Origin of the sequence: Streptomyces sp. NPDC056835, assembly GCF_042789485.1 — a bacterium.
GTDB lineage: Bacteria > Actinomycetota > Actinomycetes > Streptomycetales > Streptomycetaceae > Streptomyces.
This window is the reverse complement of the sequence record NZ_JBHUBB010000002.1, coordinates 1-18407: the sequence shown is the minus strand read 5'-3', so window position 1 is coordinate 18407 and position 18407 is coordinate 1. Positions and strand designations below refer to the sequence as shown.

Here is an 18407-nt window from a genome sequence, read left to right as displayed (position 1 = left end):
GTGAGCGGCCTCCGGTGCTCCTCGGCAGACGGGGCCGAACCGTTCGACCTCCAGGCGGTAGCGGTCTACGCGATCACGCGTTCGGCGAACCATCGGAGGGCTTCCCTCGCCACCTCAAGGTCGAAGCGCTCGGGGCTGAGCAAGAGGTTCAGGTGGAGCCCGTCGATCAGCGCGAGGGCGCGGGTGGCGTGCGTGTCGACATCGTCGGGCACCACGTGTCCCTGGTCGGCGAGCGTTCCGAGCCACCGTTGGAGCACCTGCGCGGACGTGCGGTGCCCGCTCTCCAATAGCCCGCGTACCGCCGGGAGGGATTCCGGGCCCAGGGCGAGACGGTACAACTCGAACCAGCCGCCCAGTACCGCCTCCTGATCCTCGGACGGCGGAAGGAACTGCAGGAGGCAGTCGTACAGCCGTTGGACCGGCTCGCGTGTGTCGTCCGCGATGGCCAGGTCATCGAGAGACCCGCTGACGACCGCGACCGCGACGGCTTGGCGCAGCTCGGCCTGGGATGGGAAGTAGTGGCGCAACGTCGTCGGCCCGATGCCCGCCGCGTTGGCGACGGCCCGCACGCTCAGGGCGCCGATGCCCTCGGTCTTCGCCAGCCGCAGGGCCGCTTCGATGATCTCGTCCCGTCTAGACATACGCGCATAGTAGTACGCCGTGCCAGGTACACCGTGCCAGGTACGCTGTACCGGTACGCTATGCTGGTACAGCGTACTGGTAGTGCGCACTGGTAGCGCGTGTCGATCACGCTCTGGGGAGCGGCCTTCGCCACCCTCGCGTCCCTCGCGGAGCGAACGTGCTCGCGCACTGACTCCGACACCGGCACCCCTCACTGATCACCGTCCGACCACGAACGGGAACCACCATGTCGAACCATCACCTGACCCCTGCCCCCGCGGCCGTATCCCTCGACGCGGCCCCTGACGCGGCTCTTGACGCGGCCTCTGACGCAGCCCCGGCGCGCACTGTGAAGCGGCCCGGATGGCCCGAGATCGCCGTCGCGGCGGTGACGTACGGCGTACTCGTTGCCGTGGGTATCGCGGTGATCCTTTCGATGCCTGACGAGCAGGCCGTCGCCCGAGGGATCGTGAGCTACGCGGTGTCCGCGCTGGCCGGCCTCGGCGCGTTCGGGATCGCCGTCATCATCCGCGTCCGGGACCTGGGGGCGTTCGGGCTACGACGAGTGGCCGGGAAGTGGCTCCTGCTCGGGGCCGGACTCGGGGTCGGCGCATTCCTTCTGAACGTCGTGGTGGGGATCGCCTACGTCTATGTCTCCGGCGATACCAGCAACCCGCAGGGTGACTACAAGGCTGCCGCCGGCGGGGGAGCGCTCTCGTTCCTCCTCACGATCCTCTTCGGCGCGATCGCCACCCCGATCGGGGAAGAGCTCGCCTTCCGCGGTGTACTGGCCAACGCTCTCGGGCGCTACGGCCCCTGGGTCGGCGTCATCGCCAGTTCCGCGATCTTCGCCCTCGTGCACGGCGTGAACATCATCATGCCCATCGCCTTCGTGGTCGGTGCCACCTCCGCACTCCTGCTGCGCAAGACCGGATCGGTGTGGCCCGGCGTGTGCGTTCACGCCGTCAACAACGGAATAAGCGTGCTCCTGCCCGCGCTCGCGGCACTCTCCACCACCTGAGCAATCGACCGCACGGGGTCGGCGCCGTCGAGGTCGCGCAAGACGCGTGAACCGAGGAGGCGTCCCGCGGTACGTCGGCGGGACGCGCTCCCGGTCACCGCGCGAGATGCGGTCGCTCAGAACCGCGCATGTTCATGCGAGCCGACGCCATTAGCGGCTCCAGACGCCATTACCGGCTCCAGTCGACCGGGACTACGCCCCGCTTGAGCGTACGGTCGCTGAAGAGCAGGGTTCCGAGGGGCGTGACATCGTCGCCGACGGTGATCGCTCCGTGAGCGGTGGCAGGGGTGTGGATGCCGTCCCCGACCAGCACGGCGTTATAGCCGGTCAGCAGTTCCTGGACCGTGCCGGGGCCGAGGTTTTCCGGCGCGGCGATCGCGGCGATGCCGCTGTGGTTCGTGTGGGACGCCCCAAGCAGCCGGCCGCCGGTGGTGTAGAACTGCACCTGCGCGCCGCGAATGGGCTGTCCCGTGACGGCATCGACGACGAGCGCGCTGAGGTTCTCCAGCTGCATCTGTGTGACATTCAACGAGCCCTGGGTGGCGGCCATGTTGACCGCCCGCAGGCTGGGGCACTCCGCTCCGCCGCACGGCGCGGCCGGCGGGGCGATCGCTGACGCGATGGCGCCGCTTCCCACGCTCAGCGACGCCAGAGCCGCTGCCAGCACCGTGACTGTCTTTCGGCCCAAAGATGCCATGTTCACTCCCCATTGAAGTGCCCGCGCGCGGTCCGACGCAGCGCACTGCGGCGAGGGACGAGCGGGGGGCGCGTGCGGCACGCGACGAATGCCGCCCTCTTCCGGACGACGCGGGAGAGCGTATGGGCGCCCATGAGGCAACAACCGAGCACCAAGCGTTAGTTCACACCATCTGATGAGTCGCAGGCAGGGAGGTGACGAACGCGCTCGCCCCAGATGAGGTAGGCGGTGCGACCCGTGAGCCAGGCCTCGTGGGCGGAGTGGATACGGTCGCGCTCCGGCCCGAGGCAGAGGGCGTCCGTCTCCTTGAGCGTTGCCCAGCGGTACGCGGTCGTTACGGGATCTGTGCTGTACGGGACGAGGCCCGCGCCCTTGAAGACGACATCGAGCCCTTCGGCCTCCGTCACGCCTCTGGGCACGTGGTCCACGACGAGGATTTCCTCCGGCGGGGTGGGGGAGAGGCCGGTCTTCTCCGCGATCTCACGTACGTACGCCTCGTGCATGAACTCGTCGGTCTGGGCATCGCCTCCGGGCAGTTGCCAGGATTCTCCCGCGGGGGCGGGCATGAGGAGCACGTTCAGTTCGTCGCCGATGCGCCGGGCGAAGAATCCGGCGACGCCGGTTCGGCGGCGGGGTGGTTCGGGCCTGCCGAGTTCGAAGTACATGTCACCACTCCTCGTTGAGCGTCACGGGGTACGGGGCCGCCTTCACCGTGAAGATGAGGCCCTTCCAGGTCATCGTTCTGACGACGGACCACCCGGGCGCGAGGAGGTCCAGTAACTCCAGCCCCCTGCCGTGCTGGTCCCAGGCGCCGTGCGCGCGGCGGGAGGGGCGGTGTAGTGCGCTCCGGTCGTGCAACTCGACCTGGACCGAGCCGTCGAACGGCGCGTGGCAGATCAGATCGAACCCGCCACCGCCCGCGTGCAGTACGGCGTTGGTGGCGGTCTCGCTGACCAGCAGCTTGACGGTGTCGTGGTCCACCCAGGGATACGGCGCGTAGGCACGGGCGGCTATGGCGCGGGCCTCGGGCACGGCAACTGCCGTACAGGGATAGCGCTCTACTGCCAGGACGTAACCACGCTGATCCATTACCCACACCTTTCAGGCGCGCGGATGGCTGGGATACGCGCCTGCTGGTGAGTGCTCGCGGCGCGATCGCCTCAGTGTGGGTCACGCGACCTGCCTCACGCAACTGAGAGTGTGGATCCCAGTCCGGAGAGTCATAGGGTGTGCAACTGACCGATACTCTGGCGATGTCGGGGGACCATGTCGCTGGATGCGAGGAAGGGAGAACCGTGACGGTCAGCGTCAACGCGAACGCCATCTTCGCCATGCGCCGTGTGGGCGAGGAACTTCAGCGCCTGCGCATAGAGGCGGGACTCAAACAGACGGCGGCCGGTGAGGTGCTGGGCGTCTCACGGTTCACCGTGAGCAAGATCGAGCGGGGGCAGGCGTTCCCCACCGATACGCAACTCGCCAAGCTGCTCAAGGTGTACAAAGCGACATCCGAGGAACGCGCGGCAATCGTCGCGACGATCGCGCAGGGCAGATCGTACGGTCGTGCCTGGTACGAACGGCCCGAGACGCAGGACCTGTTCAGCGGCGACTCGTACCGCTACTTCTCGCTCGAAGACGCTGCGGACCACATGTCGGTGCACGCAGGCACGTATGTACCGGGGCTCCTTCAGACCCGCGAATACGTCGAAGTCATCGTGGCGTTCGGCCAGAAGCACGAGAGCACGGAGCGTCGTGAAACCTTCGTCGAAGCCCGGATGAAGAGGCAGCAAGTCCTCACTCGCAGAAACCCCCTGGCCATGGACGCCCTCTGCTTCGAATCCGCCCTTCGGGCCGTTGTGGGCGGACCGGACGTCATGCGCAGGCAGCTTCAACACCTGATGTCGATCACCAAGCAGCAGCACATCTCGCTGCGAATGATCCCGTTCACCGCAGGAGCCGCGAGCATCTCAAGCGCCTCATTCACCATCCTCGACTTTCCTGGCGCCGACAACCGCAGCGTCGTATCGAAGGAGTGGGTACACGGCGATACCCTCCAGGACGATCCCGCAGAGGTACGAAGCGCCCGCCGGAGGTTCGCCGACTTGACGAGTCATGCACTGAACGAGCAGGAGACCAGCCGTCGCATCGAAGAGATCGAGAAGGAACTGAGATGACCAACCCGAAGGACTCCCTCTACTCGGCGCCGCTCGACGGGGAGTGGGAGAAGTCCTCATTCAGCAACGGCTCAGGAGACTCCTGCGTCCTGATCATGCCGATCGACGGCGGCGTCGCCTTCGGCGACACCAAGCGCCGTGACCTGGACGGTGCGTTGCGGTTCACCGACAAGGAGATGCTGGCCCACATCCTGGCGGTCAAGGCCGGGCAGTACGACCACCTCATCCCCGACGGCACCGAACTCTGAGCAGCAGCCCCCTTGGGCAACCCCGTCAGCGACCTCTGCCCAAGTGAAGGCTCGCTCTCGTGCGTGCCGATGCGGGCCGGCTCTTCGCTGTACGCGTCCGCGTCGACCTGTCCTTCGTGGTACGCCCGCCCTTGCGCGCGTCCCCTCCACGCTCAACGGCGCCCGGCTCCACGGAAGTGTCATAGGGTCCTCCCGACTCCCACCTGCGAGCAGTCCGATACAACCCTCGCGGCCCGTCGCGAGTCTGAGACGCCGCGATGAGATGAGGGCCTTCGCGCAACCGGGCCACAGGAATGGCGTACGATGCGCGCGACCCTCATAAAGATCATATAAGAGGATGTACACGCCATGGCAGCCGTACCCCGTATCGTTCCCTTCACGGCATATCCGCCGTTGTAGCCCTGCTCGCGATCGGCGCGGTGGGATGCTCGGACGTCTCCGATGCCCTCGACAGCGCCAAGGACGGCGCGAAGACGGTGGCTCGCCAGCGCTCGGTGTTCTCGCTGGACATCGGCGACTGCTACAACCCGACCGGCAAGGCCGAGGGAACGGCGTACGCCATCGAGATCGTGCCCTGCGACGAGGCGCACGAGGGCCAGGTTGTCGGCGAGTTCGCGATCGACAAGGGCAAGGAGTACCCCGGCGAGGACGGGGTCTCGACGATCGCGGACAGCCGCTGCCCGGTCGAGGCGCAGAAGTACGCCATGGACACCTGGGCGCTTCCAAAGGGCGTCGCCCTCTTCTACTACACCCCGAGCAAGGAGAGTTGGGCGACGGGCGACCGCTCGGTGAGCTGCACCTACACCGCGGAGAAGGGAACGTTCAGCGGTTCGCTGAACACCGCGAAGTCCCTCAAGCCCGAGCAGAACACGTATCTCAAGGGTTCGAACGCGGTCTACGACGCCCTGTGGGCGAACCAGTCCGAGAAGGACGCCGTCGAGGACGACCTCGTCGGCTACAAGGCGCAGGCCAAGGCCGTCGCGGCCGCTCTCGACGCACACGTCAAGGGCCTGGACGGCATCGAGGGCACCGAGGTCGGCAAGCTCCGCGCGACGCTGACGAAGGCGGCGGGGAACTGGAAGAAGGCCGCGAACGCCGCCGACGCCGACGCGTTCTACATCACCTACGACTCGGCGTTCACCGACATCGACCCGAACAAGTCGGTCGCCGCCCGCAAGGAACTGGGCCTGGCCACCACCGTCCCGGCCGACGACGCCGAGGTCTGGGCGGGCTGACGCTCCGTCGGATGAGCGGGGCCGTGTCCGTCAAGGTCACGGCCCCGCTTCCTGCTCGAAGACGGCTCCCACGCTCGCGGTGCCTCCTGGAACGGCCGGACGCACCGGTTCGTTCGGCGCCACCGCGGCGTTCGGCCTCAACGGTCCCACCGGGTGCTGCCGCAGGGCCAGTTCAGCTTCACCGCCAAGGCCACCTCGGCCGGCGAGACGGCGAGACTGACTGAGCACGACGCTCACTTGTGGGCCGACCGGGCCCAGCAAGGCCAGGTCTCCGGCGCTGTTCAGGCCGTTCTCGACACCAGACGCGACCGGACAGCCTGCGTCGCTCCGGCGCTCACGCTTCCATGGCAGCCAAGTTGGGTACGGACCCTCCGGGGCAATCCGTGACGTGGCGGGCGAGGGGTACATCGCCCCCACCGAGTTCCTGCCTCACGACGGCTCCACCGCAGGAATCGACCGGCCCTCCGTCGCCGCCTTCTGGCTCGGCCGGCCACCGAGCGCGACATGGAAGAAGAGGGCCGACTGAGGGTGGCCGGGCGCGTAGCGGATGGCGGTCAGGGCCGCGTTGGCGTGCTTCATGTCACGCACGGGGCGTACGCACAGGGGGCGCCGAGGCCTGGAGCCGTGGTACCAACGGGCAGGTCGCGGTCAAGGACAACGCTGCGGACGGCGATGAGACGTACGCCCCCCTATCACCGCCGCACGAGCGACAACACGAGCCGCGCAACAAGAGTGGCAGCGGCACTACCGTGTACAGCGCATCCGACACGACCGACTACGTGCGCGCGCTGAGGGCCTGCCAGGAAGAGGACTTCGTGCCGGACAACTGCTCCTCCTGGTCCTACCGGTAGTAGCGCTGCGGCTTGACCAACCGCGGCGCGTAGCGGGGCGGCCCGATCGGCGGTCCGCCCCGCTGCGTTCTCGAATGAGCAAACGAAGCAAGACCTGTCAAAGGCGGAGCGCTGTGGTTGAGACGGTGTTGTCCATCAGGGGACTGACGTACGAGGTGCCGGGGCGATCTCTGTTCAGTTCGCTGGACCTGGACGTCCGGGCGGGGGAGTCCGTCGCGGTGATGGGGCCCAGCGGTTCGGGCAAATCCACCCTGCTGTCCTGCGCCCTCGGCCTCATCCGGCCGTCCGGCGGTGCGGTCGAGGTAAGCGGTGTGGACCTGGCAGGTCTGCGCGGTGCGGCTTTGGCCCGGCACCGTGCCGAACACATCGGCATGGTCTTCCAGTTCGGCGAACTGCTCCCGGAACTCTCTCCCACCGACAACGTCGCCCTGGCGGCGTTACTGGCCGGCGCGGCGCGTGTGGACGCGTACGGGCGGGCCCAGGAACTGCTGACCCAGCTGGGAGTGCCGGACGCGGAGTCCAGCGAAGAACTGTCCGGCGGAGAGCGGCAGCGGGCCGCGGTGGCACGCGCGCTGATCAACTCACCCACGCTGCTCCTCGGCGACGAGCCGACCGGCGCACTCGACGAAGAGGCCAAAGAGAAGGTGGCGGACATCCTGTTCGCCATGCCGCGCCGGTACGACTGTGGTCTGCTGCTGGTGACCCACGATCCGGCCGTGGCCCGTCGAGCCGACCGTACTCTCACGCTCACCGCGGGCGTACTCGCCCCTGCGCCGACCAGGCAGGCGACGGACTGATGACGCAGCACGGCCTCATCCGCCAACTGCTCGCCGTCGGTGCGGCCGCAGGCCGCCGCACCGAAGCGGGGCGCGTACGATTCGTCGCACTCCTCATGGCCACGACGCTGCTCGCTCTGACCGTGGCCTCGGTGATCGCCACGCATGCCACGTACGAAGGGCAGGCAGCGCGCGGCAAGGCGCGCACTCCCGTATTCCAGGAAGACGTGCCGGGGCAGTTCCGCCCACGCCACGTGGAGCGTGGCCGGCGACTCCGTACCCGGGCGCGGCCCCTATCAGGTCGTCTTCCTGACCCGGCTGTCCGCGGACGCACCCCTGCCTCCGGGGCTGCGGAGTTGGCCGCGCCCCGGCGAGGCCGTGCTCTCGCCCGCACTGCGGGATCATTCCGCGGCCAAGGACATCGCCACCCGTTACGGCCACACCGTGGGCACGATCGCCGCTGAAGGTCTGCAGTCGCCCGACGAACTCTTCGCCTACGTCGTACCACTCATACCCGCCACGGGAGACAACGTCAGGCCGATCACCGGCTACGGGCCGTCCAAGGGACCTGCGTTCTACACCGTGGGCCAGTTGGAGTACGCCCAGCCCGAGTGGACCTTCCTGGTCATGATCGGGCTGCTCCTGCTGCTGCCGGCCGTGGTGCTGTTGACGGTCGCGGCTCGGACCGGTTCGTATGCCCGGGACCGGCGCACCGCTCTGGTCGCGGTGCTCGGGGCGACGCCGCGCGACCGGGCCGTGATCGTGCTGGGGGAGGCGCTGCGTACCGTCGCGGCCGGAGCCTTGCTCGCTCTGTCCGCCGTCGCCGTCGCGTCGATCGTGGACGTCCGCCTGCCCTGGACCGGACACGTCGTGGTCGCCTCCGACCTGCGCGGCTGATGGTGGGCGTTTCTCCCGGCGGTCCTCGCGGCTGCCGCGCTGGTGCTCGCGGTGGTGGTCATGACGGACGTGACCGGACGGAAGCGTACGGCCGGCGACCGGATCAGGGGATCCCACCGGTCCCCCGTGAAGTGGGCCATGGCGCTCGGCCTCGCGGGTATCGCCATACTCGCGGCCGCTTCAGCGTTCGCGGGCCTGGCGGAGTTCCTGCGCAACGGACGCGCACTGGCCCCCGTGACCACCCTGACCGGCAATCCGCACGTCTACTGGTCCACCGCCGCCCACAGCATCCTGGTCCCCTTGACCCTGGCCGGCCTGGTGGGGTCCGTCGTCGGTGCGTGGCTCGCATTCCCCAAGACCCGGACCGGCGACTCGTACATCCCGGACGGCCTCCTTGCCGTCTGTACAGCCGCAGCGGTACTGATCGGCGTCGCGGGATGGGTGTGGGGCGCGCTCGTGTCCATCCGCCAGGCCGAGGCGTGGCACCCCCGGGGCGAGTAACAGCGGGACCGGCGGTCGGGCGGGCTGCCGAGCATCTGCGGGGCCTACACCGTGATCGCGTACAGCGTGCCCGACGCGCCGGTCGCGTAGGCCGTGGGGCCGGACACCAGGGGGCCCGTGCGGAGTTGTTCGCCGGCGGGGAAGTCCCACTTCTTCTTGCCGGTGGCCGCGTGGAGCGCGTGCACGGTGGTGCCGGCCGCCACGCAGACCGTGCCGTTGCCGACGCTCGGGGCGGGGTGGATCCCGGCGGTGAAGGGGGTGTTCCACTTCGGGGCGCCGGTCTTCGCGTCCCGGGCGTACAGGGTGTTCTTGCCGCAGACGTAGAGCGTGTCGCCGGACACGACCGGGGGGCCCTGGAACGAGCCGCCGTCCTCGGCGGCGGTCAGCCACTTCTCCTGGCCGCTCGTGGACACCGCCGACACGGACGTGCCGTTCTCGCCGAAGACGGTGAAGAAGACGGAGTCACCGACCACGGCCACGTCCGAGATCCGGACGGCCGGGGTCAGGTGCTTCCATTTCCGCTTCCCGGTGGCCGGGTCGTACGCGTACAGGGCCCCGCCGCTGCTGGTGTAGACCGTGCCGTCGGCTATGCGCGCGGATTCGGCGTATTCGAGGCCGGCCGAGGTCTCCAGAAGGATCTTCCCGGTCGACGTGGACACCGCGTACAGCACGGTGGAGGCGCCGCTGCCGCCCAGGAAGCAGACGGTGTCGTCGGACGCCGACGGGGCCGCGTCGGCGACGTCCAGTTCGGAGGAGGCCCACTTCCGCTCGCCGGTGGCCGCGTGCAGCGCGCGCAGGACATCGCCGACCACGACGCAGACGGTGTCGTCGGTCACGGCCGGGGCGGGCACGAGCGGGCCGTCCGTGGCGCCGGTGGTGTGGGTCCACTGATCGCCGCCCTGGTCGGCCGAGACCGCGTACAGGCCCTTCCGGCCGGGGAAGTAGACCATGCCCTGGGCCACGGCCAGCGCCCCGTCGGCGTCGTCGCGGCCGTCGCCGGCGGCGACCGTGGACTTCCAGCGCGGGGTGCCGGGCCGCTGGGGGACCGTCGAGGTCTCCTCGGGCGCGGGGGTGCCGGCATCCATGTCGTCGTCGGTGCCGGAGGACTGCCAGACGCCGTAACCGATCCCCGCCGCGGCGGTGACCCCCACGAAGCCGAGCAGCGCCCTGCGGCGGGTCATACCGGACGAGGGGAGTGCCGTGGGCGGTGGCGCGTCGGTGAACTGGGCCGTGGAAGCGTTGAGTTGTACGGTCCTGGCGACCGGTTCGGGGAGCCGGCCGTGGGCCGGGGGAGGCGCGGCGTACGCCCCTGCCCCGGACAGGTGGTGCATCAGCTCGGCCACGGTGGGGCGTTGGCCGGGGTCCTTGGCCAGGCAGTGCTCCACCAAGGGCCGCAGGCCGGGCGGAAGGTGCTCCAGACCGGGCCTCTCGTGCACCGTTCGGTAGTGGAGCCCGTGCGCCGACCCCGTGCCGAACGGCCCGGCTCCCGTCGCCGCGTACGCGAGGACCGCTCCGAGGGAGAACACATCGCTGGCCGGGCTGACCCGGTCGTCCGTCAGCTGCTCGGGGGACATGAAACCGGGGGTGCCCACCATCACCCCGGTCTGGGTCAGGGCGCTGGCGTCGCTGACGACGGAGATGCCGAAGTCGATCACGCGCGGGCCGTCGTGGGCGAGCAGGATGTTCGAGGGCTTCAGGTCACGGTGGACCACCCCCGCCGCGTGAATCGCCCCCAGCGCCTCGGCCAGCCCCGAACCGAGCGTCAGAACACGCTCCGGCGGCCATGGACCGTGCGCGGCGACGGCCTCGCTCAGCGCCATTCCCGGTACGTAGACCGTTGCCAGCCAGGGGGGAGTGGCGTCGGGATCGGCGTCGACCACACCCGCGGTGAAGGCGCCGTTCACGCGCCGGATCGCGGTGACCTCCCGGACGAACCGGCGGCGGAACTGCGGGTCCTCCGCCAGGTCCGGGCGGACCACCTTGACGGCCGCCATGCGCCCGCCCCGCGAACGCCCCAGGAACACGCTGCCCATGCCGCCGGAGCCGAGCCGGCCCACGAGACGATAGGGCCCCACCTGCTCGGGGTCCCCGGCACGCAACGCCTTCAACGCCTCCACCACGTACCCCCGCCGAACCTGGTGCCGGTCGCGGCGCCGCGGCTGTCTGTCGGATCCCTGCGAAGTCAGCCACATTACTGGGAGTACGCGCCCACGCGGGGCCGGGGGTTGGGATCCGCCGCCGGACAAGTGGCCTGTGGCGGGCCCGCGTACGACGGCCGCGTACGACAGCCGGATACGACGGCCGCGTACGACAGCCGGATACGACAGCCGGATACGACGGCCGCGTACGACGGAAGGGTCAGATGCCGGCGACCGCCGCCAGGTCACGCTTCATCGCCGCCAGCGTCGCCGTCGCCGTGTCCCGTGCCGCCGTCAGGGCCGTCGCGTCCGCGACCGGGATCACGACCTCCAGGTAACACTTGAGCTTGGGCTCGGTGCCGCTCGGCCTGACGATGACGCGGGCGCGGTAGGCGCCCTCCAGGTGGTAGCGCAGGCCGTCCGTCGGCGGGAGGGCGTCCGTACCGCGCGTCAGGTCCTCGGTGGAGACGACGGTCAGACCGGCCAGCTCCTTCGGCGGATTCTCACGCAGGCGGCTCATCGCGTCGGCGATCATGGACAGGACCTGGACGCGGACCGAGAGCTGGTCCGTGGCGTGCAGGCCGTAGGTGACGGCCAGATCGTCCAGGAGGTCGGTGAGCGTGCGGTCCTTGGCCTTGAGCTCGGAGGCCAGTTCGGCGACCAGCAGCGCGGCCGTGACGCCGTCCTTGTCGCGGACGCCGTCGGGGTCGACGCAGTAGCCGAGCGCTTCCTCGTATCCGTACCGCAGACCGTCGACGCGGGCGATCCACTTGAAGCCGGTCAGCGTCTCCTCGTAACCCAGCTCCGCCGCCCCGGCGATCCGGCCGAGCAGCGAGGACGAGACGATCGACTCGGCGAAGGTGCCCGTCGCGCCCTTGTGGACGAGATGGGCCGCGAGGAGCGCGCCGACCTCGTCGCCGGTCAGCATCCGCCAGCCGCTGACGGCCGTGTCGTCGGGGACGGCGACGGCGCAGCGGTCCGCGTCCGGGTCGTTCGCGATGATCAGGTCGGGCCGTACGCGCCGGGCGGTGGCGAAGGCCAGATCCATCGCGCCCGGCTCTTCCGGATTCGGGAACGCGACGGTCGGGAAGGCCGGATCGGGCTCGGCCTGCTCCGCCACGAGCACGGGCTCGGGGAAGCCGGCCCGCGCGAAGGCCGCCAGGAGGGTTTCCGTACCGACGCCGTGCAGCGCCGTGTGCACGACGCGCGCGGTGCGGGGGGTGCCGGGGGTCAGGACCGCGTCCGTACGTTCCAGATACGCCGTCAGGACCTCGTCACCAAGGGTCTCCCAGCCGTCGTCGGGCCGGGCCACACCGGCCAGCGGGCCGACCGCGGCGATCCGGGCCGCGATCTCTCCGTCGGCGGGCGGCACGATCTGGGAGCCGCCGCCGAGATAGACCTTGTAGCCGTTGTCCTGGGGCGGGTTGTGGCTGGCGGTGACCTCCACGCCCGCGACGGCGCCGAGATGCCGTACGGCGAAGGCCAGTACGGGCGTCGGCAGTGGCCGGGGCAGTACGGCGGCGCGCAGCCCGGCGCCGGTCATCACGGCCGCGGTGTCCCTGGCGAAGTCGGCGGACTTGTAGCGGGCGTCGTATCCGATGACGACCAGGCCGTCACCATGGCCCTGGTCCTTGAGATACGCGGCGAGCCCGGCCGCGGCGCGGATGACCACCGCGCGGTTCATCCGCATGGGCCCGGCGCCCAGTTCACCGCGCAGCCCGGCGGTGCCGAACTGGAGCGTGCCGGCGAACCGTTCCGCAAGCGTGCCGGTGTCCCCGGCGTCGATGATCTTTCCGAGCTCTTCGCGGGTGTCGCTGTCGGGGTCCTCGGCCTGCCAGGCCTTGGCCCGTGCGATGAGGTCCTGATGCGTGGTGGCGTCCTGCTGCACGGTGGGGGGCACCTCCTGGTAGCTGTGCTGTGCCGCCGGGGCCGACGGCGTGGTCCCGGCGGGATGTCATTCCCGGCTCGGAGGCGCCTTAGACGCGCTCAAGCACCTGGGCGAGCAGGGCACCCATCTGGGTCGCCGAGTCGCGGCCCGCCTGAAGGACCTCTTCATGGTTGAGGGGTTCACCGGAGATGCCCGCTGCCAGGTTCGTGACCAGCGAGATGCCAAGGACCTCGGCGCCCGCCTCGCGGGCCGCGATGGCCTCCAGGACGGTGGACATGCCGACGAGGTCGCCGCCCATGACGCGGACCATGTTGATCTCGGCCGGCGTCTCGTAGTGCGGGCCGGGGAACTGTACGTACACCCCCTCTTCGAGGGCCGGGTCGATCTCCTTGCACAGCGCGCGCAGCCGGGGTGAGTACAGGTCGGTCAGGTCCACGAAGTTCGCGCCGACGATCGGGGAGACAGCCGTCAGATTGATGTGGTCGCTGATCAGCACGGGCTGGCCGGGGCGCATGCCCTCGCGCAGTCCGCCGCAGCCGTTGGTCAGGACGATGGTCTTGCAGCCCGCGGCGACCGCGGTACGTACGCCGTGCGCGACGGCGGCGACCCCGCGGCCCTCGTAGTAGTGCGTACGGCCCAGGAAGACCAGCGCGCGCTTCTCGGCGATCCGGTACGAGCGGATTCTGCCGCCGTGGCCGGCCACGACCGGCGCGGGGAAGCCGGGGAGCTCGGTCACGGGGAACTCTGCCTCGGGGGCGCCGAGCGCGTCGACGGCCGGTGCCCAGCCGGAGCCCATCACCAGGGCGACGTCATGGGTCTCGGCGCCGGTCAGCTCGCGCAGGCGGGTGGCGGCGGCGTCGGCGGCGGCCAGGGGGTCGGGTCCGTCGGCGTTGGCCGGGATAACAGATGCGTTCACGCGGATGAGGGTAGCCGGTCATGCCCTACGCGCGTAGATGATGGTCGCACGGTCTTGACATCGTTGTACTGTCGTTTCCAACGAAAGCGGCCGCCCTGTGCCGGTTTCCCGGTTCCGGTCTGGAGTCTTCCGGGGGTCATGCCCCGGTTTGTCCCATGGGTCCGCGTGGGTTCGCGCGCGGTTCGTCTCCGGGTTCGCGCGCGATTCGCCCCCGGATTTGCGCGCGATTCGCCTCCGGACACGTGCGCGATTCGCCTCCGGATCCGGGCCCGGTACGTCCCGTGTCGGCAGGGCCCCTGTCAGCAGGGGCGCTTGCGCAGCTCCATCACATAGTCGTGCGGGGCGCCCGCCGACTCCGCCGCGTCGGCCAGCTCGCCCAGATAGCGCGCCGAGGGGAGACCGCCCTCGTAGCCGTTCAGGACATACATCCAGGTCGGCTCCTCGCCGTCCAGGGTGTGCACCCGTACCCGCATCCGGCGGTAGATGTCGAGCCCCACGCCCTCCCAGCGGTCCATGGAGTCCTCGTCCATCGGGGCGATGTCGTACAGCGCGACGAAAACCTGGGAACGCGGTGCCTCCACGACCGTGGCCAGCGCCCCCTCCCAGCCCATCTGCTCGCCGCCGAAGGTCAGCCGCCAGCCGTTGAGCCAGCCGGTGCCACGCAGCGGGGAGTGCGGGGCGCGGCGGGTCATCAGCCGCGCGTCGAGGTTGCCGGCGTACGCGGCGTAGAGCGACATGGGGTCGAGGGTACGGGAGGTACAGACGTGGCCTGCTTTTTTCGGGGCTCGGTTCGCCCCCGGGAGGACCGAGCCACAAAAAGGGGGAGAGGGAGGTACCCCCGAGGGGGCGCTACTTGAAGCGTGCGGGACAATGGAGTACGTACTGCATCCCCCGGGGCTCCCCCGGAACCCCGGCCGGGGTGGCAGACGGGCCGGGTTGACAACGCGAGGCGGACTTTTTCGTGACCCGGATCGTGATCATCGGTGGCGGCCCCGGCGGCTACGAGGCGGCCCTGGTAGGGGCTCAGCTCGGCGCGGAAGTGACCGTCGTCGACTGCGACGGACTCGGTGGCGCGTCGGTGCTCACCGACTGCGTACCGTCGAAGACCCTCATCGCGACGGCTGAGGTGATGACCACCTTCGACTCCTCGTACGAGGAACTGGGCATCATCGTCGCCGACGACACCCCCTCGGAGCAGGCCGCCCGCGTCGTCGGGGTCGATCTCGGCAAGGTCAACCGGCGCGTGAAGCGACTCGCGCTCGCCCAGTCGCACGACATCACGGCCTCCGTCACCCGGGCCGGCGCGCGCGTCATGCGCGGCCGGGGCCGGCTCGACGGACGGCAGGCCGTGGACGGCTCGCGCCAGGTGATCGTGACCGCGGCGGACGGCAGCGAGGAATCACTCACCGCCGACGCCGTACTGATCGCCACCGGCGCGCACCCCCGCGAGATCCCGGACGCGCAGCCCGACGGCGAGCGCATCCTCAACTGGACGCAGGTGTACGACCTCGACGAGCTGCCCGAGGAACTGATCGTGGTCGGCTCCGGCGTCACCGGCGCCGAGTTCGCCGGTGCCTACCAGGCGCTCGGCTCGCGGGTCACGCTCGTCTCCTCCCGTGACCGGGTGCTTCCCGGCGAGGACCCGGACGCCGCGGGCGTGCTGGAGGACGTCTTCCGGCGCCGCGGCATGAACGTGATGTCCCGCTCCCGCGCCGAGGCCGCCAAGCGGGTCGGTGACCGGGTCGAGGTGGCGCTCTCCGACGGCCGGGTCATCTCCGGTACGCACTGCCTGATGGCCGTCGGCGCCATCCCGAACACCGCGGGCATGGGCCTGGAGGGGGCCGGCGTCCTGGTCAAGGACTCGGGCCACATCAAGACCGACCGGGTCTCCCGTACCTCCGCGCCCGGCGTCTACGCCGCCGGCGATGTCACCGGGATCTTCGCCCTCGCCTCGGTCGCCGCCATGCAGGGCCGGATCGCGATGTACCACTTCCTCGGGGACGCGGTCGCCCCGCTCAACCTCAAGACGGTCTCGTCGAACGTCTTCACCGACCCGGAGATCGCCACCGTCGGTTACAGCCAGGCGGACGTCGACGCCGGCAAGATCGACGCGCGCGTCGTCAAGCTGCCGCTGCTGCGCAATCCGCGCGCCAAGATGCAGGGCATCAGGGACGGCTTCGTCAAGATCTTCGCCCGTCCCGGCACCGGGATCGTGGTCGGCGGGGTCGTCGTATCGCCGCGTGCCAGCGAGCTGATCCATCCCATCGCGCTCGCCGTCGACAACAACCTGACCGTGGAACAGATCGCGAACGCCTTCACGGTCTACCCGTCCCTGTCGGGTTCGATCGCCGAGGTGGCGCGGCAGCTGCACACCGTGAAGACCGGCGAGGAGAGCTGACCGGACCGCCGGTCGCGACGGCGCGTACGGGCGGGGTGCGGGGTATCGGCGGGGCGTTCGTCGGCGGGGCGTTCATCGGCTCGTAGGGCTGGATGAGCCCGTCCCCTGGTGGTGCGTTCGATTAGCGGGATCGCTTTATACCACTGTGCGCGCTCGTCTGTGTACAACTTCTGTTATTCGGCGCAAACTGCTGAAAGCAGACGGTCGTTGGGGTTACTGTCAGTTTCGTGTTCGCTGCAGAACGTCGCCAATTGATCCTCGAAATGGTGCGCGCCAACGGGGCCGTGTCGCTCCGTGAGCTCGCCCGCGTCGTCCAGACCTCCGAAGTGACCGTACGGCGGGACGTGCGGGCACTGGAGGCAGAAGGACTCCTCGACCGCCGGCACGGCGGTGCGGTATTGCCGGGCGGATTCACGCGAGAATCCGGCTTTCCGCAAAAGTCCCATCTCGCGACGGCCGAGAAGACGGCCATCGCCGATCTCGCCGCGAGTCTCGTCGAAGAGGGCGAGGCCGTGGTCGTCGGTGCGGGTACGACCACGCAGGAGCTGGCCCGCCGGCTCGCGCGTATCCCCGGCCTGACCGTCGTCACCAACTCGCTGCTCGTCGCGCAGGCCCTCGCCCATGCCAACCGGGTCGAAGTCGTCATGACCGGCGGCACGTTGCGCGGCTCGAACTACGCGCTGGTCGGCAGCGGGGCGGAGCAGTCCCTCCAGGGCCTGCGGGTCACCCGCGCGTTCCTGTCCGGGAGCGGGCTGACCGCCGAGCGCGGGCTCTCCACGTCCAACATGCTCTCGGCGAGCGTGGACCGGGCGCTGGTGCAGGCCGCGGCGGAGGTGGTGGTGCTGGCCGACCATACGAAGCTGGGCACCGACACGATGTTCCAGACGGTGCCGACGGATCTCATCAGCAGGCTGGTGACCGACGAGCCGCCGGCGCATGACGATCGCGCGGCGACGGAGCTTCAGGCGCTGGCGGATCAGGGGGTGCAGATCGCGGTGGCCGGCTCTGCCGGCGGAGCCGGCGGTTCCGCGGGCGGGGCGTCGGGGGCCTCGGCCGGTGCGGGTTCCGGTTCGGGGTCCGGTTCTGGTGCCGTCGCCGGTTCCGTTGCCGGGGGCGGCGGCTCGGGGGGAGAGGCGCATCCGGCGGGGCGTCAGTCGCGTCGTGACGTACCGCTTCCGGGGCAGCGCCGTACGCATGCGGCGGGGCCGGGACCGGGTGCGGGACAGGGGCCGGGGAGTGGGGGGCCGGGGTCGCAGCTGCGGAGTGCGGCGGCTTCGCTGGCGGCGCAGGAGCCGGGGGAACGGGCGCGGGTGGCGGACTTGCGACGCCGGTAGTGGGTTTGGGCGGCGGCGGGGGTGCGCCGTCCGGCGGGGGTGCGGGTGCTGGCGGGGGGTGCGCCTCCGGCGGGGGTGCGGGTGCGGTGCGGGTTGCGGGTGCGGGTGCGTGCGTCGTGGTGCGGGTGCGCCGTTGTGGTGCGGGGGCCGGGGCCTGCGGAGGTGCGTGTCCGGACTGCTTTCCTCACCGCGCTTCGCGCGTGCTGCGACGCTTTACGTCCGGACACGCACCTCCTCCGACCCCGGCCCCCTCCCGTCGGTGGTCCCGGCCATTCGCCGCCCCGGCTGGGGGTTTGGGGGTGGGTGCGGGCTGGTGGTTCCGGCCATTCGGCGCCCTGGCTGGGGGTGGGGGTGGGTTCAGCGTGTGACGCTGAAGGTTGCGGCCTCGGGTACGAAGGTCTTGTCCCCGTCCTTGGCCGTCGCCAGCGCCGAGACGTACCAGGTGCCCTCGGGCAGGTCGGCGGCGTCCTTCTGGGTGACCTTCAGGGTGTAGGTGCACAGGGACTTCTCGCACGTGGCGCTCTCGACGGACTCCATGTCCTGGGCGGTCGGCTTGAGGTCCGAACTCTTCGGCCAGGCCAGGACCTTGAGGCTCCGGATTCCCGAGTCATCGGTCACCTTCGCGGTGAAGGTGACCGAGCCCGCGGCGCCGGTGGTCGGGGCGAGGTAGCGGGCCGCGCCGTTCTCCACTGTCGGCTTGGCGGACGGGCCGGCC

The 18407-nt window shown here is 70.2% G+C and carries 19 protein-coding genes; 9 read left to right on the top strand and 10 right to left on the bottom strand.

What is annotated here, in order from left to right; translation table 11 throughout:
• Positions 1-65: 65 nt before the first annotated feature.
• Entirely contained in the window at positions 66-641 is a 576-nt protein-coding gene (locus tag ACFRMN_RS02520) for a TetR/AcrR family transcriptional regulator (RefSeq protein ID WP_383012111.1), read from the bottom strand.
• Positions 642-868: 227 nt separating this feature from the next.
• Between ACFRMN_RS02520 and ACFRMN_RS02515 the strand changes: the two genes are divergently transcribed.
• Positions 869-1642 carry a CPBP family intramembrane glutamic endopeptidase gene (locus tag ACFRMN_RS02515; RefSeq protein ID WP_383012108.1) on the top strand — a complete coding sequence of 258 codons (774 nt, stop codon included), beginning with the start codon at positions 869-871 and terminating at the stop codon, positions 1640-1642.
• 169 nt (positions 1643-1811) lie between these two features.
• Here the strand turns inward: ACFRMN_RS02515 and ACFRMN_RS02510 are convergent, their stop codons facing one another.
• The 3 genes from ACFRMN_RS02510 to ACFRMN_RS02500 form a co-directional block, all read right to left on the bottom strand.
• A complete protein-coding gene (locus ACFRMN_RS02510; RefSeq protein ID WP_383012105.1) occupies positions 1812-2339 on the bottom strand; it encodes a hypothetical protein in 528 nt (175 codons plus the stop codon).
• 158 nt (positions 2340-2497) lie between these two features.
• Complete coding sequence (locus ACFRMN_RS02505; RefSeq protein WP_383012103.1) at positions 2498-3004, bottom strand: NUDIX domain-containing protein; 507 nt, start codon at positions 3002-3004, stop codon at positions 2498-2500.
• A 1-nt stretch (position 3005) separates the two neighbouring features.
• Entirely contained in the window at positions 3006-3428 is a 423-nt protein-coding gene (locus ACFRMN_RS02500) for an ATP-binding protein (protein WP_383012100.1), read from the bottom strand.
• 206 nt (positions 3429-3634) lie between these two features.
• On the opposite strand from ACFRMN_RS02500, the gene ACFRMN_RS02495 reads away from it, so the two are divergent.
• The 3 genes from ACFRMN_RS02495 (at position 3635) to ACFRMN_RS02485 (ending at position 5993) form a co-directional block, all read left to right on the top strand.
• Entirely contained in the window at positions 3635-4510 is an 876-nt protein-coding gene (locus tag ACFRMN_RS02495) for a Scr1 family TA system antitoxin-like transcriptional regulator (RefSeq protein ID WP_383012098.1), read from the top strand.
• Positions 4507-4758, top strand: coding sequence for a DUF397 domain-containing protein (locus tag ACFRMN_RS02490; protein WP_383012095.1), 252 nt, complete (start codon positions 4507-4509; stop codon positions 4756-4758). The genes ACFRMN_RS02495 and ACFRMN_RS02490 overlap by 4 nt, the downstream gene beginning before the upstream one ends.
• 419 nt (positions 4759-5177) lie before the next feature.
• Positions 5178-5993 carry a septum formation family protein gene (locus ACFRMN_RS02485; RefSeq protein WP_383012093.1) on the top strand — a complete coding sequence of 272 codons (816 nt, stop codon included), beginning with the start codon at positions 5178-5180 and terminating at the stop codon, positions 5991-5993.
• A gap of 429 nt (positions 5994-6422) precedes the next feature.
• Here ACFRMN_RS02485 and ACFRMN_RS02480 read toward each other — a convergent pair whose 3' ends face one another.
• Positions 6423-6572 (bottom strand): hypothetical protein, encoded by a 150-nt coding sequence (locus ACFRMN_RS02480; protein ID WP_383012090.1) that lies wholly within the window; start codon positions 6570-6572, stop codon positions 6423-6425.
• Positions 6573-6918: 346 nt separating this feature from the next.
• Between ACFRMN_RS02480 and ACFRMN_RS02475 the strand changes: the two genes are divergently transcribed.
• The 3 genes from ACFRMN_RS02475 to ACFRMN_RS02465 all read left to right on the top strand — a co-directional run bounded on the left by ACFRMN_RS02475 (position 6919) and on the right by ACFRMN_RS02465 (position 9018).
• The gene (locus tag ACFRMN_RS02475; RefSeq protein ID WP_383012088.1) at positions 6919-7641 is read left to right on the top strand and encodes an ABC transporter ATP-binding protein; all 723 of its coding nucleotides are present in this window, start codon (positions 6919-6921) and stop codon (positions 7639-7641) included.
• A gap of 240 nt (positions 7642-7881) precedes the next feature.
• The gene (locus tag ACFRMN_RS02470) at positions 7882-8517 is read left to right on the top strand and encodes a hypothetical protein (RefSeq protein ID WP_383012085.1); all 636 of its coding nucleotides are present in this window, start codon (positions 7882-7884) and stop codon (positions 8515-8517) included.
• Between the two features lie 60 nt (positions 8518-8577).
• Positions 8578-9018 (top strand): hypothetical protein, encoded by a 441-nt coding sequence (locus tag ACFRMN_RS02465; protein ID WP_383012082.1) that lies wholly within the window; start codon positions 8578-8580, stop codon positions 9016-9018.
• Between the two features lie 44 nt (positions 9019-9062).
• Here the strand turns inward: ACFRMN_RS02465 and ACFRMN_RS02460 are convergent, their stop codons facing one another.
• The 4 genes from ACFRMN_RS02460 to ACFRMN_RS02445 all read right to left on the bottom strand — a co-directional run bounded on the left by ACFRMN_RS02460 (position 9063) and on the right by ACFRMN_RS02445 (position 14697).
• Positions 9063-11126, bottom strand: coding sequence for a PQQ-binding-like beta-propeller repeat protein (locus ACFRMN_RS02460; protein WP_383012079.1), 2064 nt, complete (start codon positions 11124-11126; stop codon positions 9063-9065).
• Positions 11127-11376: 250 nt separating this feature from the next.
• Positions 11377-13044: a phospho-sugar mutase gene (locus tag ACFRMN_RS02455; protein WP_383012076.1), complete on the bottom strand. Its 1668-nt coding sequence runs from the start codon at positions 13042-13044 to the stop codon at positions 11377-11379.
• Positions 13045-13132: 88 nt separating this feature from the next.
• Positions 13133-13960, bottom strand: a complete 828-nt coding sequence (locus ACFRMN_RS02450) for a purine-nucleoside phosphorylase (RefSeq protein WP_383012073.1) — start codon at positions 13958-13960, stop codon at positions 13133-13135.
• A gap of 299 nt (positions 13961-14259) precedes the next feature.
• Positions 14260-14697 carry a gamma-glutamylcyclotransferase gene (locus ACFRMN_RS02445; protein ID WP_030355792.1) on the bottom strand — a complete coding sequence of 146 codons (438 nt, stop codon included), beginning with the start codon at positions 14695-14697 and terminating at the stop codon, positions 14260-14262.
• A gap of 224 nt (positions 14698-14921) precedes the next feature.
• Between ACFRMN_RS02445 and ACFRMN_RS02440 the strand changes: the two genes are divergently transcribed.
• Positions 14922-16358, top strand: coding sequence for an NAD(P)H-quinone dehydrogenase (locus ACFRMN_RS02440; protein ID WP_383012070.1), 1437 nt, complete (start codon positions 14922-14924; stop codon positions 16356-16358).
• Positions 16359-16621: 263 nt separating this feature from the next.
• Positions 16622-17692: a DeoR/GlpR family DNA-binding transcription regulator gene (locus tag ACFRMN_RS02435; RefSeq protein WP_383012991.1), complete on the top strand. Its 1071-nt coding sequence runs from the start codon at positions 16622-16624 to the stop codon at positions 17690-17692.
• A 357-nt stretch (positions 17693-18049) separates the two neighbouring features.
• On the opposite strand, the gene ACFRMN_RS02430 is transcribed toward ACFRMN_RS02435, so the two are convergent.
• The coding region (locus ACFRMN_RS02430; protein ID WP_383012067.1) for a DUF5707 domain-containing protein at positions 18050-18407 on the bottom strand (358 nt) is incomplete at its 5' end.